At 71.5% G+C, this 15,267-nt stretch carries 15 protein-coding genes; 11 read left to right on the forward strand and 4 right to left on the reverse strand.

Annotated features, from left to right (window positions below; translation table 11 throughout):
- Nucleotides 1-331 precede the first annotated feature (331 nt).
- From ACGFWI_RS23400 to ACGFWI_RS23415, 4 genes are all read left to right on the forward strand, one after another.
- Nucleotides 332-1,540, forward strand: a complete 1,209-nt coding sequence (locus tag ACGFWI_RS23400; protein ID WP_393907936.1) for a 4-hydroxybenzoate 3-monooxygenase — start codon at nt 332-334, stop codon at nt 1,538-1,540.
- A 172-nt stretch (nt 1,541-1,712) separates the two neighbouring features.
- Entirely contained in the window at nt 1,713-1,790 is a 78-nt protein-coding gene (locus ACGFWI_RS23405; protein ID WP_370454205.1) for a 50S ribosomal protein bL37, read from the forward strand.
- A gap of 518 nt (nt 1,791-2,308) precedes the next feature.
- A complete protein-coding gene (locus ACGFWI_RS23410; RefSeq protein ID WP_393907937.1) occupies nt 2,309-3,139 on the forward strand; it encodes a hypothetical protein in 831 nt (276 codons plus the stop codon).
- 58 nt (nt 3,140-3,197) lie between these two features.
- The gene (locus ACGFWI_RS23415) at nt 3,198-3,521 is read left to right on the forward strand and encodes a putative quinol monooxygenase (RefSeq protein ID WP_393907938.1); all 324 of its coding nucleotides are present in this window, start codon (nt 3,198-3,200) and stop codon (nt 3,519-3,521) included.
- A 105-nt stretch (nt 3,522-3,626) separates the two neighbouring features.
- On the opposite strand, the gene ACGFWI_RS23420 is transcribed toward ACGFWI_RS23415, so the two are convergent.
- A complete protein-coding gene (locus ACGFWI_RS23420; protein WP_393907939.1) occupies nt 3,627-4,931 on the reverse strand; it encodes a phosphoribosyltransferase family protein in 1,305 nt (434 codons plus the stop codon).
- A gap of 143 nt (nt 4,932-5,074) precedes the next feature.
- Here ACGFWI_RS23420 and ACGFWI_RS23425 point away from each other — a divergent pair, with 143 nt between their 5' ends.
- Nucleotides 5,075-5,875 (forward strand): HAD-IIA family hydrolase, encoded by an 801-nt coding sequence (locus ACGFWI_RS23425; protein ID WP_393907940.1) that lies wholly within the window; start codon nt 5,075-5,077, stop codon nt 5,873-5,875.
- Between the two features lie 80 nt (nt 5,876-5,955).
- Here the strand turns inward: ACGFWI_RS23425 and ACGFWI_RS23430 are convergent, their stop codons facing one another.
- Both ACGFWI_RS23430 and ACGFWI_RS23435 read right to left on the reverse strand, forming a co-directional pair.
- On the reverse strand, nt 5,956-6,534 hold the full coding sequence (locus tag ACGFWI_RS23430) for a dihydrofolate reductase family protein (RefSeq protein ID WP_393907941.1): 579 nt from the start codon (nt 6,532-6,534) through the stop codon (nt 5,956-5,958).
- Between the two features lie 123 nt (nt 6,535-6,657).
- Nucleotides 6,658-7,380 carry a histone deacetylase gene (locus tag ACGFWI_RS23435; protein WP_393907942.1) on the reverse strand — a complete coding sequence of 241 codons (723 nt, stop codon included), beginning with the start codon at nt 7,378-7,380 and terminating at the stop codon, nt 6,658-6,660.
- 589 nt (nt 7,381-7,969) lie between these two features.
- On the opposite strand from ACGFWI_RS23435, the gene ACGFWI_RS23440 reads away from it, so the two are divergent.
- Nucleotides 7,970-8,737 carry a hypothetical protein gene (locus tag ACGFWI_RS23440; RefSeq protein ID WP_393907943.1) on the forward strand — a complete coding sequence of 256 codons (768 nt, stop codon included), beginning with the start codon at nt 7,970-7,972 and terminating at the stop codon, nt 8,735-8,737.
- Nucleotides 8,738-8,877: 140 nt separating this feature from the next.
- On the opposite strand, the gene ACGFWI_RS23445 is transcribed toward ACGFWI_RS23440, so the two are convergent.
- On the reverse strand, nt 8,878-9,444 hold the full coding sequence (locus ACGFWI_RS23445) for a nucleoside deaminase (protein WP_393907944.1): 567 nt from the start codon (nt 9,442-9,444) through the stop codon (nt 8,878-8,880).
- A gap of 94 nt (nt 9,445-9,538) precedes the next feature.
- Between ACGFWI_RS23445 and ACGFWI_RS23450 the strand changes: the two genes are divergently transcribed.
- The 5 genes from ACGFWI_RS23450 to ACGFWI_RS23470 all read left to right on the forward strand — a co-directional run bounded on the left by ACGFWI_RS23450 (nt 9,539) and on the right by ACGFWI_RS23470 (nt 15,248).
- The gene (locus ACGFWI_RS23450; RefSeq protein WP_393907945.1) at nt 9,539-10,525 is read left to right on the forward strand and encodes an antibiotic biosynthesis monooxygenase; all 987 of its coding nucleotides are present in this window, start codon (nt 9,539-9,541) and stop codon (nt 10,523-10,525) included.
- A gap of 7 nt (nt 10,526-10,532) precedes the next feature.
- Nucleotides 10,533-11,933 (forward strand): FAD-binding oxidoreductase, encoded by a 1,401-nt coding sequence (locus ACGFWI_RS23455; RefSeq protein ID WP_393907946.1) that lies wholly within the window; start codon nt 10,533-10,535, stop codon nt 11,931-11,933.
- Nucleotides 11,934-12,041: 108 nt separating this feature from the next.
- On the forward strand, nt 12,042-13,589 hold the full coding sequence (locus tag ACGFWI_RS23460; protein WP_393907947.1) for an ATP-dependent DNA ligase: 1,548 nt from the start codon (nt 12,042-12,044) through the stop codon (nt 13,587-13,589).
- A 5-nt stretch (nt 13,590-13,594) separates the two neighbouring features.
- A complete protein-coding gene (locus tag ACGFWI_RS23465) occupies nt 13,595-14,068 on the forward strand; it encodes an NUDIX domain-containing protein (RefSeq protein ID WP_393907948.1) in 474 nt (157 codons plus the stop codon).
- A gap of 166 nt (nt 14,069-14,234) precedes the next feature.
- On the forward strand, nt 14,235-15,248 hold the full coding sequence (locus ACGFWI_RS23470) for a winged helix-turn-helix domain-containing protein (protein WP_393907949.1): 1,014 nt from the start codon (nt 14,235-14,237) through the stop codon (nt 15,246-15,248).
- Nucleotides 15,249-15,267 lie beyond the last annotated feature (19 nt).

The following is a 15,267-nucleotide window of genomic DNA, read 5'->3' on the forward strand; positions in this document are numbered from 1 at the left end:
CCGAACCCCTGAGAACCGGCCGGCGGCCCGGCGCTCCGCACGGGCGTCCGGGCCGCTCGCCGCACCCCGGGCCGGCGTCGCGGCGGCAGGGGATCAGCACGAAGGAAACGGCCGGGAGTCCGGTGACGACGGTGGGGTGATTCGCCGCGCCGGGGAGGGAACGGGCGGCACCCGACGGCGGCGGCGAGACGGCAAAGGCGGGCCGGCACCTCCTGGGGGCGCGGCCCGCCGTCCCTGGTCAGGTGGCCCCCGGGGCCGCCGGACCGCCCGCTCCCGTCAACCGCCATACTGCGTGCGATCTTTCTGCTCACCCCGAAGGGAACCCCGCGACGTGTCCTCCACCCCCTCCCCCTCCCGCACGCACACCCGCGTCGTCATCGTCGGGGCCGGGCCCGCCGGGCTCACCGTGGCGAATGTGCTGCGCGCGGCCGGCGTCGACTGTGTGCTGCTGGAAGCGGAGAGCAGGGAGTTCATCGAGCAGCGGCCGCGCGCCGGGTTCATGGAGGAGTGGGCCGTGCATGCGCTGGCCCGGCACGGGCTGGCCGACCGGCTGCTCGAACGCGCCGACACCCAGGGGGAGTTCGAGTTCCGGTTCGACGGCGAGCGGCACACCGTACGGACGGCGGAGCTGTCGGGCCGACGCCACTACGTCTATCCGCAGCCGCTGTTGGTCACCGACCTCGTGGCGTCGTATGCGGACCGGGCGGGCGGCGAGGTGCGCTTCGGCGTACGCGACGTGCAGCTCCATGACGTCGAAGGGAACCGGCCGGCGGTCTCGTACACCGACCCGGCGACCGGCGCCCGGCACCGCATCGAGTGCGACTTCGTCGCGGGCTGCGACGGTGCGCGCGGGGTGAGCCGGGAGGCCATACCCGCCGACGGGGCGCTCCTCACCCGCCATGACCACGGCGTCGCCTGGCTCGCCCTCCTCGCCGAGGCGCCGCCGTCCGCCGACGGTGTGGTCTTCGGCATCCACGAGCGCGGATTCGGTGCCCACATGGCCCGAAGCCCCCAGGTCACCCGCTACTACCTCCAGGTCCCGCCCGGCGAGGACGCCGAGAACTGGTCGCACACACGGGTGTGGGACGAGCTGCGCACCCGGCTCGCCGCCGCCGGCGCCGCGCCGCTGACCGAAGGGCCGCTGATCGAGAAGGTGGTCCTGGACATGCACGATTACGTGGTGGAGCCGATGGCCTACGGCCGCGTCTACCTGGCCGGCGACTCGGCGCACCTGGTCGCGCCGATCGCCGCCAAGGGCATGAACCTCGCGATCCATGACGCGCTGCTGCTCGGCGAGGCACTGATCGCGCACTACCGGGGCGACGACAGCGGCCTCGAAGGGTATGGGCAGGCCTGTCTGCGGCGGGTCTGGCAGTACCTGGAGTTCTCGCAGTGGCTCTCCTATGTGCTGCACGGCGCCTCGTCCGGCGACCGGTTCCAGGCGGGCACCGCCTCCGCACGGCTGCGGCGGCTGCTGGGGTCCGAGTCGGCGGCGAAGGCATTCGCCGGTCTGTACCTCGGCGAGGAGGCCGATCTGTAGGGTCGTGACGGACGTATCCGGACCGCGCGTCTGTGGGGTGATTCACCACCCGTAGGAGGGTGGGCCCCGCTGGTCCGGGTACGCGGCCTCGTGATCGCCGGGCGAGATACCGTTGTGAAGTGGTAGAAATTCGGCGAAAAGCATCGCTGAGACTCCGAGGAAGGGAGACGCCATGTCATCGAAGCGCCGTCGCAAGAAGAAGGCCCGTCGCAAGAACGGAGCCAACCACGGCAAGCGGCCGCAGTCCTGACTGAAGGACGGTGACCGGAGGGACCTCCTCGATGGGGTTTCTGTGGGCTCCTCGCCTCCGTTTCGGCGGACGCGAGGAGCCCACAGTGGTATGCGCACGATGGTGACGGCTCGGTCCGGCTCTCGGCCCTGGGCCCGGTGGCTTTGTCCCGGGGAGGCGTCGCCCCCGGATCGGCCCGAACGGGACGGCGGCGCCCGGCTGTTGGCCGCGGGTGGCGAACGGGACTGAGGAACGGCCGTACCGTTCACCGGCCTTGCCCACGATGTGGTGATCAGCAGGCCTTCGCCCCGGGCGGCGACCGGTCGAACGCGGTGATGTCCAGCAGGACCCGGGACCCGTGCGTCAGCTTCACGGAGCCGGGCACATCGCGCCCGTGAAGGCGCGGGTCATGGCCGGGCACCCAGGCGCCGCTCGCCGTACCGGACCGCCCGCCTCCGCGCCGTCCGGCATCCGAGTAGAGGGAGCCGTTGCCGAGGTTTAGCGTGGAGAGGGGTTCCCCACACGGAGGGGCTGTTGCCATGTCGCTCGGCCGGCAGGAGACCGCGGCCGACGGACGGCTGTCCCAGCTGCTCGACAGCCCCGTCCTCGGTATGACGCCATGGATCGCGATGTCGGTGCTGGTCGGGCCGGGGCGCTATGAACTGGCGGTCGGGATATCGCTCGCCCTCGCCGTGGCGATCGTCGTCGTCGGCCGCACCCGCCGCCCCGGAAGCTCCTTCAAAATTCTTGAGATTTCCGATGTGGTCTTCTTCGCGGCGATGGCGGTCATCGGCATCCTGGCCTCCCCGGGCACCCTTCGATGGCTGGAGAATTACTCGGGGGAGGTCTCGAATATCGCCCTGCTGGTGATTTCCCTCGGATCCATGGCGATCGGGGTGCCGTTCACCCTGCAGTACGCCCGGGAACAAGTACCCCGCGAGTTCTGGAGCGATCCCAGATTTCTGCGGACCAATTACTACATCACGGGTGTCTGGGGTGCCGCTTTCGGGGTGGCGGCGATAGCGGGTGCCTGTGGCGACCTCGTGCTGCACAATTCCAATAATCTGTGGACGGGATGGATCATCCAAATCGCGGCCATCATCGTCGCGCTGCAGTTCACGCGGTGGTATCCGGACGTCGTGCGTGCGCGTTCCCTGCGGGAACGAGGTCTGCCCGGACCGCCGGAACCCCCGCTCAGCGACCTGCTCATTCCGCTCGCGGGCTATCTGACCCCGGTGGGCATTGTGGTGCTCGCCTTCAGCGCAGGGCCGGTATGGCTGGGCGTCGGGCTGGTCGTGGTGGGAGTGCTGCTGGTCAAAACGTTGAACCGCCCCTCGGCGGCCGAGCCCGATGCGGGCGGCCGCGCATGACAACGGCACGAATGCCCCGGTCGGCGACGGCCGGTACGGGGTGACCTAGACTCGATGGATGATCTTCATTGTCGTCAAGTTCCCCGTGAAGCCCGAGTACGCCGAAGAGTGGCCGCAGCACGTCGAATCCTTCACCAGCGCCACCCGCGCCGAGCCCGGCAACCTGTGGTTCGAATGGTCCCGCAGTATCGAGGACCCGAACACCTATGTCCTGGTCGAGGCATTCAAGGATGACGCTGCAGAAGCGCACGTCAATTCCGACCACTTCCGCGCCGGGATCGAGACGATGCGCCCGCTGCTGCGCCGCACCCCGGACATTGTCAGCACCGCTATCGAGGGTGCGGACGGCTGGAGCGCGATGGGCGAGATCACCATCGACTGAGGCTCGTCCGGATCACCTCGTTCAGGGGCCGTCCGGCGGACCGGAGCCGGGAAACGGAATACCGGCGAGGCGGGCAGGCCTTGGACGGGGAATTCCCCGGCCCCGCTACGGCTCCGTCACCAAGTGGCTGACAAACCAGTCCCGGGCGAGTTCGGCGACCTGCTGGAGGGTGCCGCGTTCCTCGAAGAGATGGGTGGCGCCGGGGACGATTTCCAGTCGGGTTTCCGTGCGCAGGGCCGCCTCGGCCTCCCGGTTGAGGTCGATGACCAGGGGATCGTTGCCGCCCACGATGAGCAGCGTCGGCGCCCGTACGCCGGGGAGCACCGCGCCGGCGAGGTCGGGGCGGCCGCCGCGGGAGACCACGGCACCGATGTCCGCGTCCGGGGCGGCGGCGGCCCGTAGCGCGGCCGCGGCTCCGGTGCTGGCGCCGAAGTAGCCGATCGGGACGGTGAAGCGGCCGCGCAGCCACCCGCTGGCGTCGGCGAGCCGCTCGGCGAGGGTTTCGATGTCGAAGACATTCGCCCGGTGGGCTTCCTCTGCCGGTGTGAGCAGGTCGAAGAGCAGGGTGCCCAGGCCCGCCTCGTTCAGCGCCGCGGCGACCAGGCGGTTGCGCGGGCTGTGCCGGCTGCTGCCCGAACCATGAGCGAACATCACCATCGCCCGGGCGCCCGCCGGCACCGTGAGGTCCCCGGTGAGCCGGACCCCGGCGGCGTCGATCGCCACCTCCTCCGCCACGTCCGTCTCCGCACCCGTTTCTCCGGTGGGCGGCCCGGGGTCGTCGGCGGCCTGTGCCAGCAGCGAGACGACCTCGTCGTCCGGGGTCTGGGAGAAGTCCCGGTACCACTCGCCGACGGCGGAAAAGGCGAACGGGGTGGAGAGGCAGACGAATTCATCGGTCGCGCCGCGCAGCCGCTCGGCCGCGTCCGGTGGCGCCACGGGTACCGCGAGCACCACACGGTCCGCGCCCTGCGCGCGTACCACCTCGCACGCGGCCGCCGCGGTGGCGCCGGTGGCGATCCCGTCGTCCACGAGGATCGCCGTCCGGCCGGCGAGGTCGAGTCGTGGCCGCCCCGCGCGGAAGCGCTCCGCCTGCCGTGCGAGCTCCGCCGCCTCGGCATGCTCCACGGATGCCAGGTCCGCCGGTTCCAGCCGGCCGCGGCGGACGATGTCGTCGCTGATCACCCGTACGCCGCCTTCGCCGATGGCGCCGAAACCCAGCTCGCGCTGGTAGGGAACCCCCAGCTTGCGGACCACGATCACATCGAGCGGCGCCCGGAGCGCCCGGGCCACTTCAAAGGCCACCGGGACCCCGCCGCGCGGCAGGCCGAGCACGACGGGTTCTTCCCCCTGCAGGTGTTGCAGCGCTTCGGCGAGGCGGTGCCCCGCATCCGCGCGGTCAGTGAACAGCACGATGCACCCCCTAGCCAGGGGAGACGGTAGCTGCGTCCACACCTCACTTCGAAGTAACCCCATCCGTGCAGGCTTCGCAAGTCGGGCCGTGGCGGTGTCCCGCCGCCGGCCCGGCCACGGCTGACCGTGGTTACCGTCGGCGTATGAAGGGAATCGCAGCGGTCCTGATCGATATCGACGGCGTGCTCACCGTGTCCTGGAAGGCGCTGCCCGGCGCGGTGGACGCCATGGAACGGCTGCGCGCCGCGGGACTCCCGCTGGTGCTGGTCACCAACACCACCTCGCGGACCCGCGCAGGGGTCGCCGAGCGGCTGGCCGGGGAGGGTTTTCCGGTCGATGCCGACGACATTCTGACCGCGCCCGCCGTCACCGCCGCTTACCTGCGCGAACACCATCCGCACGCACGCTGCCGGCTGATCAACAGCGGTGACGTCGGCGAGGATCTGGCAGGTGTGGCGCTGGTGGGGGAGGAGGCGGACGACGAGGGCCGGGACGCGCCGGAGGTGATTGTTTTCGGCGGCGCGGGCGAGGCATTCAGCTACTTGGCTCTCAATACCGCCTTCCGGCATCTGCAGCGCGGTGCCCGGCTGGTCGCCATGCACCGCAATCTGTACTGGCGTACGGCGGACGGGCTCGACCTGGACACCGGGGCCTATCTGCCGGGGCTGGAACGGGCCGCCGGCGTCGAGGCAACGGTCACCGGCAAGCCGGCGGAGGCGTTCTTCGCCACCGCCCTGGCACACCTCGGTGCCTCGGCCGCGGAAACGCTGATGGTGGGCGACGACATCGAGTCCGATGTGCTGGCGGCCCAGCGCTGCGGGATCACCGGTGTGCTGGTCAAGACCGGCAAATATCTGCCGGAGACCCACCGGGCGGCCGACGGCACACCGGACCATGTGCTCGATTCCTTCGCCGAGCTGCCCGGTCTGCTCGGTCTGTGGTGACCGTGCGGGTATGGCGTGCCCGATGACGGTGCGAGGGCGGGGCGCCGGGCCGGTGGGCGGTGGGCCGGTGCCGCCCGGGGTCATCCCGTCGCGGTGTCCCCGGCGCGCCGGTAGTGGAGGAGGACGACACCATTGCCGAACGTCCGGGTCCCGTCGAGCCGGAGACCGGTCTTGGCGTCCGTGGCCCGGAAGAGGGGTTTGCCCCGGCCGATGAGGACCGGATGGACATAGAGGCGGTACTCGTCGATCAGATCGTGCGCCATGAAGGCGGCGGCGAGATCGGCGCCGCCGAGCGCCAGATCTCCGCCCGGCCGGGCCTTGAGCGCCATGATCTCCGTGGGGACGACCTCCCGCATGATGGTGGTGTTCCCCTCGGCCCGCTCCAGGGTCCGGGAGAACACGATCTTGGGAGTATCCCGCCAGATCCCGGCAAATTCGGCCATGGGTCCGGTACTTGAGGGATCGGCGTCCGCGGTCGGCCAGAACCCCGCCATGAGTTCATGGGTGACCCGGCCGTTCATGAAGGCGCCCATCGTCCTGAGCTGGTCGTTGAAGTGCTGGTGCAGCTCGTCGTCGACCAGGTGCCAGTCGATCTGGCGGTCCGGCCCCTCGATGAAGCCGTCAAGGGACACCGACATCGACAAGACGATCTTTCTCATCACGGTCCTCGCTGAAGTCCTCGGGGGCGGGTCCTCCGACCGGTTGGCACCAGTGTGCCCGCGGCGCGGCGCGGTGGTGCCCGCGGTGCGCTGCGTACGGCGCGCCGGGAGGGCGCGCACCGGTCACCTCGGGTCGCCGAGCAGCGCCGCGATCTCCGCGGCCGTCCAGTGCCCCTCGGCTCCGGGGCAGCCGGCGAGGTACTCGGCGGCCTGGAGCGCGCGCCATCCGTGGGAGGCGACGATGCCGGCCGCGATGTGCCGCAGATAAGCCGCCGAGGGCGGGTTCACGGCGATGTCCTGACGGCTCCACGGGGCGGTGAAGGTCAATACCGGGTCACCGTCCAGCAGCCCGGCACACACCAGGGTTTCGTACCTGCCGGGACCGGCCTGGGCCCGGCCGCGGGTGAGGGCCTCCGTCAGGTCGAGATCCCCGCCGGGCTCCCGGTACATCTCCTGAGCGGCGATGTCGGAGAACTGGGAGAGCGTCAACAGATAGGCCTGGGCGGGAAGTTGGGTGCTCCCGGGGTACCCGGCTGCGCCGTCGGCAGGTGTGCCGGGGCCGGGGTCGTAGAAGGCTCTGCCACCGGTCCACACCTGCGATTCGGTGGCGAAGTACAGCAGTCCGGGCAGCATGACCGGTGCCGTACGCGCGGGCGGGCTGGGGTTCCGGCAGCCGGGGTAGGTGCGCAGCCCACCGAGGGGTCGCCCGCCGGCCAGATAGCAGGTCAGCCGGTCGCGATGCATGTTGGAGCCGTATGCGGCGTACCAGAGGCGGCGGACGGGGCTGCGGCGGCGGACGGCCTCGGGGGAGTGGTCGAGGGCTTCGAGGCGTTGGGGCCTGATCACGTCCTCACGCTACGCGGACCGGCTCGCCACGGCGCCGCCCGGCAGGGTCCGCGGCGTCCGGGTCGTGCGTCCGGAGCGCCGGGTGGCGGTGCGGTGACGTGCAGAGGAACGGAGTAGGCGGCCGATGTGACGGTGGCCTGATCATTTCCCCTATGTGTTTTGCCGCGAGCGGTCTGGAGAAGCGCACTGCACGGACAGGACCGGTCCGAAGGACGGCCGGCGCCCGGTTATCGGCCGGGCGCCGGGGGACGGAGGCAGTGTGGCGGACGAGGTGTCAGGGCGAGACGACGCCGGGATACGCAGGGCAGGGGCGGCCGGCCACCGCCCCGCAGCGCCCTCTCCATCGCCGGATGCGAGCCGGCGTCATCTGCTCGCGGCCACGGCAGCAGCGGGGCTGGGACTGCTCACCGCGTGCGGTGGGACATCCTCCCGTGCGGACTCCGCCCCCAAGGCGTCACCGCCCGGCGGCTCACCGCCCTCCCCCTCCGCCGGATCCGGCACCCCGAGCCCGTCCGGTTCCGCGGCAGCGTCCCCCTCGGTCCGCCCGACGAAGCGGCGCCGCCCCGAACTACCCCGTGGCGGACGGGAGTTGTTCCCGCGCTACCGGCTGGTCGGGTTCTGCGGTCTGCCCGGTGCGGCGGCGCTCGGCCGGCTCGGGACCGGTGACCCGGAAAAGCGGGCCGCCGAGGCGGAGAAGGTGGCCCACTCGTACGCCGCGGGGCGCGAACCCCTGCCCGTACTCGAACTTCTGGCGACGGTGGCCAATGCCGCGGCCGGCCCGGACGGCGCCTACCGCTCCCGGACGCCGTCGGCCACCATCCGCCGCTTCCACCACCTGGCACGCGACCGGCGCGCGCTGCTGCTGCTGAACATCCAGCCGGGCCGCGCGTCGGTGCTCGACGAGGTCAAGGCGCTGCGCGACTGGCTCGTCCACCCCGATGTGGGGATCGCGCTCGACCCGGAATGGGAGATGAGCTCCGGCCAGGTGCCGGGCGACACCTACGGGCACACCGACGGCCATGAGCTGACCAAGGTGGCCCGCTATCTGTCCGGGCTGGTGGAGGCGCACGATCTGCCGCAGAAGCCGCTGGTCTTCCACCAGGTGGCGACATCCGTCGTGAGTGAGGAGTCCGCCCTGCGGCCGCAGCCGGGCGTGGCGCTCATCAAGAGCGCCGACGGCATCGGCTCGCCGGGCCTGAAGCGCGGGACCTGGGGGCGGCTGGTCAGCGACCTGCCCGACGGTCTCCACACCGGCTTCAAGCTGTTCTACGAGGAGGACGCGCAGGGCAGCCGCCTGATGACGCCGAAGGAGGTGCTGGCCCTGCGGCCGCGGCCGGAGTATGTGATGTACGAGTGAACCGCTCGCCACGCTTCACGCCCTGACCGCGAGTCCGCGCACGAAGGCAGCAGGCGACCGCTCGGCGAACCGGACGCCGAGCGGCGGGCGTTGCAGGGATATCGCTCTGCCGTAGAGGTGCACAGGCCGTTGAACTGCCGTCAGTACGGGTGCTTGTTGGGCCGGTTCGTCCACGCCGCGTACGCATGGGCGCCGAGGTCCGGGTAGATCTGTTCGATCTTGATCCGGCGCTGGTCGAGCGGCTTGGTGAAGTCCTCGTACTGGAACGAGTCGTCGAAGCCGATCCTCGCGGTGTCGTCGAGGTCGCAGCTGTAGTACACCGCATCCATCCGCGACCAGTAGATGGCGCTCATGCACATCGGGCAGGGGGCGCCGCTGATGTAGATCGAGCAGCCCTGGAGCATGCGGGCGCGTTCCGGGAGCGGGTCCGGTGATCCTTCGGGGCGGGGGACGTACTCCAGGGTGCTTTCGTTCTGACGCTCCGTGGAGATGGACGGAGCCTCAGGGTTGAGTGCCTGGATGGCCTTCCGGATCGTCTCCACTTCGGCGTGGGCGGTGGGATCGCCGGTCAGCAGTACGCGGTTCTGACCGCGGGCGAGGATGTCCCCGTTGCGCGTGATGACCGCGCCGAAAGGGCCGCCCCAGCCGTTGTCCACGGATTCGGTGGCCAGCCGGACGGCTTCTGCGAGGAGTTCTTTCTGTTCCATTACGGAGTCTCCGATCGGCGTCGATTCCACTGCAGAACGGTACGGCAAATGCCCCATTTGCCGCGTAAATCTCTTATGTACTAGGCTACTCAAGGTGAGTTCCCGTGCAAGCCGTGGTTCCGCGGCAGACAACGCCACCGTCGTGACCTCGCAGAAGGTGCGCGAAGGTCGGACCGACGAGTACCAGCGCTGGCAGGACAGAACGAATCAGGCAGCCCGTGAATTCGAGGGTTTTGTGGACGCCGAGGTGTTTCCACCCGGCGCCGGCGACGAAAACGAATGGGTGGCCGTATTCCGCTTTTCCGGAATGGACCGTCTGACCGCCTGGCTGGATTCGAGCCGGCGGCAGGAGTTGCTCAACGAGGGGCGCGGTCTCTTCGAAGGCCCTCCGACGCAGGAGGTGCTCCACGGCGGCAGCCCCGCGCAGCCGGCTCCTGACGTGGTCACGGCCGTCATCTCCCACGAGGTGAAGCCGGGATGCGAGCAGGCATTTCTGAACTGGCAGGAGAAGACGCTCAAGGCGCAGCAGAAGACGCCGGGCTTCATGGGGTCCGAGCTGTTCAAGCCGGTGGAGGGCGTGCAGGAGCACTGGGTCGTCGTCTTCCGGTTCGACTCCCGCGAGCACCTCGACCACTGGCTCACCTCCGATGTGCGCACGAAGCTGCTGGAGGAGGGGAGCAAGTACTTCACCTCGTACGACGTGCGCAAGGTCGATTCGGCGTTCAGCGGCTGGTTCCAGTTCGACCACGGCAAGGGCGGCGGTGCTCCGCCCAACTGGAAACAGGCGATGTCCGTCGTCCTGGCGCTCTATCCGACGGTGATGGTGCTCAACCTGACCGTGGGAGTGGGGCTGGAGAAACTCACCATCCGCGAGTACATCGGCCTGTTCCTGTCCAATGTCCTGAGCGTCAGCGCGCTGACCTGGCTGCTGATGCCGATCGTGAACAGGGTGCTCGCCTTCTGGCTGGTGCCCTCCCGGGCCGCCGGCCGTCGGGCGCAGGTGCTGGGCACCGCGGTGGTGCTGCTCGGCTACCTGGTGTCCATCGTCGTCTTCGGCCTGATCACCCACCAGATCTGGTGAGGAGGCCATGATGCACCCGCGGGTACCGACCCCGGCGGAAAACATCCAGGGCACGCTGGTGAGGCGCGGCGAGGCGGGTTACGAGCGCGTCCGGTCCGCCATGGTGTGGAACGAGCGGCTGCCCCAGCGGTTCCCCGAAGTCATCGTGCGTGCCGCCGTGGAAGCGGACGTGGCACTCGCCGTCAGCCACGCACGCGCCCGGGGCCTGCGGATCTCGATGTGCTCCGGCGGGCACAACTGGTCCGGCTCGCAACTCCGCGACCGGGCGCTGCTGCTCGATCTCTCCGCGCTCCGTGCGTGCCGCGTCGCGCCCGCGACCGGCGACGCCCCGGCGACGGCCACGGTGGAGCCCGCCGCCACCGGCCAGGAACTGGTCGCGGTCCTCACCCCGCAGGATCTGGCGTTCCCCGTGGGCCACTGCCCCACCGTGGCGGTCGGCGGATTCCTGCTCGGCGGCGGTCTGGGCTGGAACTCCCGCGCCTGGGGGGCGTCCTGCGCCGACGTCCGGGAGATCCGGGCCGTCACCGCCGACGGCCGGACGGTCACCTGCAGCGAAACCGAGAACCCCGACCTCTTCTGGGCCGCGCGGGGCGCGGGGCCGGGATTCTGCGCGGTCGTCACCCGCTTCCGCCTCGCCCTGCACCCCCACCCCGCCTCGATCATGACGACCTCCCTGACCTTCCCGCTGGCCGAGGTCGCCCGGGTGACGGAGTGGGCGGAGCGGACCGCGCGCGGGCTCCCGCCGTACGTCGAAACGGCCTTCGTCCTCGCGGCGTCCGGTCCGGGGGCCGCCACGCATGAGGCAGGGCCCCGGATCACCGTCGCCGCGACCGCGTTCGCCGCGACACAAGGCGAGGCCCTGCAGGCGCTGGAGCCGTTCGCCGACTGCCCCTTCGGTGAACTCGCCGTTGCCCGGCAGCCGGCCGTGCCGACCTCCTTCGCCGCCCTGCACGAGGGCGCGGCGGCCGTCTGGCCCCCGGCACACCGGTACGCGGCGGACACCCTGTGGTCGCCGGAGAGCCATGCCACCCAGCTCACCCGTATTGCCGATGCGGTGGCCCATGCCCCCTCCGGGAAATCCCTGGTGCTCTCGCCCGTGCAGCCGGTCTCCGAGCACCCCGCTCTGCTGCGGAACATGGCCTTCTCCCCGCTCGGCGCGTCCTACCTCGTCTGCTACGCGGTCTGGGAAGACCCGGCCGAGGACGAGACTCATGCGCGCTGGCTGCGTGCGGCCATGGGCGCCGCGGACCCGCACGGTGACGGCTTCCACTTCATCGCCGAAGCGGACCTGGAAGCCGACGCCGCACGGGCCCGGCGCTCATACGCCCCCGCCACCTGGGACCGCCTGCAGGAAATCAAGGCGCAGTGGGACCCGGACAACCTCTTCCACTCGTATCTCGCCCCCTGACCACACAGCGCCGGGACGACCCGGCCGCGGACCGGCACGGTGCCGCACCGGCCCGCGGCCTGCGCGGCCGGGGAAGCGGGGACGGCGCCGCGGGGGCACCATGGCTCTATGCTGCTGGCCGATCTCGCACGGGTGTCGGGGGACGTCGCCGCGACGGCGGCGCGTTCGCGGAAGATCGCGCTGCTGGCCGGGCTGTTCCGGGCGGCCGCGCCCGAGGATGTCCCGGTGGTCATCCCGTATCTGGCCGGGCGGCTGCCCCAGGGGCGGATCGGGATCGGCTGGAGCGTGCTGCGCGAGCCGGTTCCGGCGGCCGAGCGCGCCGCACTGACCGTACGTGACGTGGATACGGCGCTGACCGGCCTGGCACATGTCTCGGGGGCCGGGGCGCAGGGGGAGCGGCGCAGGCTGGTCCGGGAACTGCTGGCCGCCGCGACACAGGAGGAACAGCGGTTCCTGGTCGGCCTGCTCACCGGCGAGGTGCGGCAGGGCGCGCTGGACGCCATCGCGGCCGAAGGGCTCGCCGCCGCGACAGAGGTGCCTTCCGCGGACGTCCGCCGGGCCGTGATGCTGGCGGGCTCCCTGCAGGACGTCGCACGGGCGCTGCTGGCCGAGGGGCCGGCGGCGCTCGCGGAATTCCGGCTCACCGTCGGCCGGCCCGTCGGGCCGATGCTGGCGCACAGCGCCAAGTCGGTGGCCGAGGCGGTGGACAAGCTCGGCGCCTGCGCGGTGGAGGAGAAGCTCGACGGCATCCGCGTACAGGTGCACCGCGACGGGCCGGACGTACGGATCCACACCCGCACCCTGGACGAGGTCACCGACCGGCTCCCCGAGGTCACCGCCGTCGCCCGGGAGCTTCCCGCCGACCGTTTCATCCTCGACGGCGAGGTGATCGCCCTGGACGGCGAGGGCCGCCCGGTGCCGTTCCAGCGGGTGGCGGGACGGTTCGGCTCACGGGTGGACGTCTCCGCGGCGCAGGCCGCGCTGCCGCTGTCCCCGGTGTTCTTCGACGTCCTGTCGGTCGACGGCCGTGATCTGCTGGAACTGCCCGGAGAGCAGCGGCACGCCGAGCTCGCCCGGCTGGTGCCCGAACCTCTGCGGGTACGCCGTCAGGTGGTCGCGGACCCGTCCGACGCCGCGGCCCGCGCGGCCGCCGAGGACTTCTGGTCCCGGACCCTGCGCCGCGGCCACGAGGGCGTCGTGGTCAAGGCGTTGGACGCCCCCTACAGCGCGGGCCGCCGGGGCGCCGCCTGGCTGAAGGTGAAGCCCGTGCACACCCTGGACCTGGTGGTGCTCGCGGCGGAGTGGGGCCACGGCCGGCGCACCGGGAAGCTGTCCAACCTCCACCTCGGGGCGCGCGGACCGGACGGCGGATTCGTCATGCTGGGCAAGACCTTCAAGGGGCTCACCGACGCCACCCTCGGCTGGCAGACCGAGCGCCTGCAGGAACTCGCGGTGGCGGACAACGGCCATGTCGTGACGGTCCGTCCGGAACTCGTCGTCGAGATCGCCTACGACGGGCTGCAGACCTCCTCGCGCTACCCGGCGGGTGTGACCCTGCGGTTCGCGCGGGTGGTGCGCTACCGGGAGGACAAGACGGCGGCCGAGGCGGACACGGTGGAGACGGTGACCGGCGCGCACGACGGCGGGGGAGGATAGCTGTCATGGCGGGAAAGCGCAGCGCGGGGCTGCTCCTGTACCGGGGCGCGGGGGACGGTACCGAGGTGCTCCTGGGGCACATGGGCGGTCCGTTGTGGGAACGGCGGGACGCCGGGGCGTGGTCGGTGCCCAAGGGGGAGTACGTACCGCCGGAGGAGGCGCAGGACGCGGCCCGGCGGGAGTTCGAGGAGGAGCTGGGGATGCCGCCCCCCGAGGGGCCCTACGTCTCCCTGGGCGAGGCCCGTCAGCCGAGCGGCAAGGTGGTGACGGTGTGGGCCGTCGAGAGCGACCTCGACCCGGAGCGGATCGTGCCCGGTACCTTCGAGATGGAATGGCCGCGCGGATCCGGGGTGACCGGCACTTTCCCCGAGATCGACCGGGTCGCCTGGCTCACCCCGCACGAGGCGCACGAGCGGCTGGTGGCGGGCCAGCGGGTGTTCCTGGAGCGGCTGGCGGAGCGGCTCGCGAACCAGGCCTGAGCACGGGCGCCCCGCACTCCCCGCCTCCACACCCGCGCACGCCAAAGGCCACAAGTCGCCCTGGACACCTCCGTTGACGCCGGGCAGGCTTACGGCGGGGCCGCGTACGACAGGCCCCGAACGGGGGGCCCTGGCGACAGGGTCATGAGCATGCCGCGGGGGCCGCATGTTGCGTATTCACTTCGAAGACCGGGATGTCGCGCGCGTACAGATCGCCGCCGAGCCCGATCCACTGTGGGAAACGGTGCTCGCCATGCACCATCTGGCGCCGCCGGGACGTGGTGTGCCGGTGTACGGGGCCTGGCGTGCCCGTGCGCGCCGTGAGCTGGGCGAGCGGGGGCTGACCCGTGCCGCACGGCTGATCAGCATCCTGGCCCCGGCCGACGCCCGCTACTTTCCGGACTTCCTCACCCCCGACGCGGCCCGCGACGGGCTGGCCGCGGCGCTGGAGGCGCTCCGGGACACTCCACGGGTGCGGCTGACCACGGAATCCGCCCGGGCAGCGCTGCCGGCCCGGCTCCCGCGCTGGACCGGCGCGCTGGCCGCGGGAAGCCGGCAGCCGCTCGACGAGCTGGCGGCCGCGTTCCAGGAGGTGCACCGCGCGGTGATCGCCCCCGACTGGACGGGGGCGAGCGCCACCGTCGACGGTGACCGGGGCGGTCGTACCCGCATGCTCTGCCGCGGCGGCGTCGACGCCATGCTCAACACCTTCCGGCCCGCGATCCGCTGGGAGCCGCCGGTCCTGCACGTCGACTACCCCGTGGACCGCGATCTGCGCCTGGGCGGACGAGGACTGCGGCTGATCCCCTCCCACTTCTGCTGGCGCAGACCCATCGCCCTCGCCGACCCCGGCCTCCCGCCGGTCCTGGTCTATCCCGTCCAGCACTCCACCAACTGGGCGCCGGCCGCCACCCGCAGCTGCCATCCGCAGGCGCTGTCCGCACTCCTCGGCCGCACCAGAGCCCGTATCCTCGCCGCCCTCGACGCCCCGACCACCACCGGTGAACTCGCCCGCCGCTTACGGGTCTCCGCCCCCTCGGCCAGCGAGCATGTGAGCGCACTGCGCGAGGCCAATCTGGCCCGCAGCCGGCGCGACGGCGGCTCGGTCATCCACGCTCTCACCCCGCTCGGCACGGCGCTCCTGCACGGTGAACTCGCCCCCGTCAGCCGGCCGCGGTGAGCGGCCCGGTGGTCGCCGG

It is taken from the genome of Streptomyces sp. NPDC048434, from assembly GCF_043200375.1.
Taxonomy (GTDB): domain Bacteria; phylum Actinomycetota; class Actinomycetes; order Streptomycetales; family Streptomycetaceae; genus Streptomyces.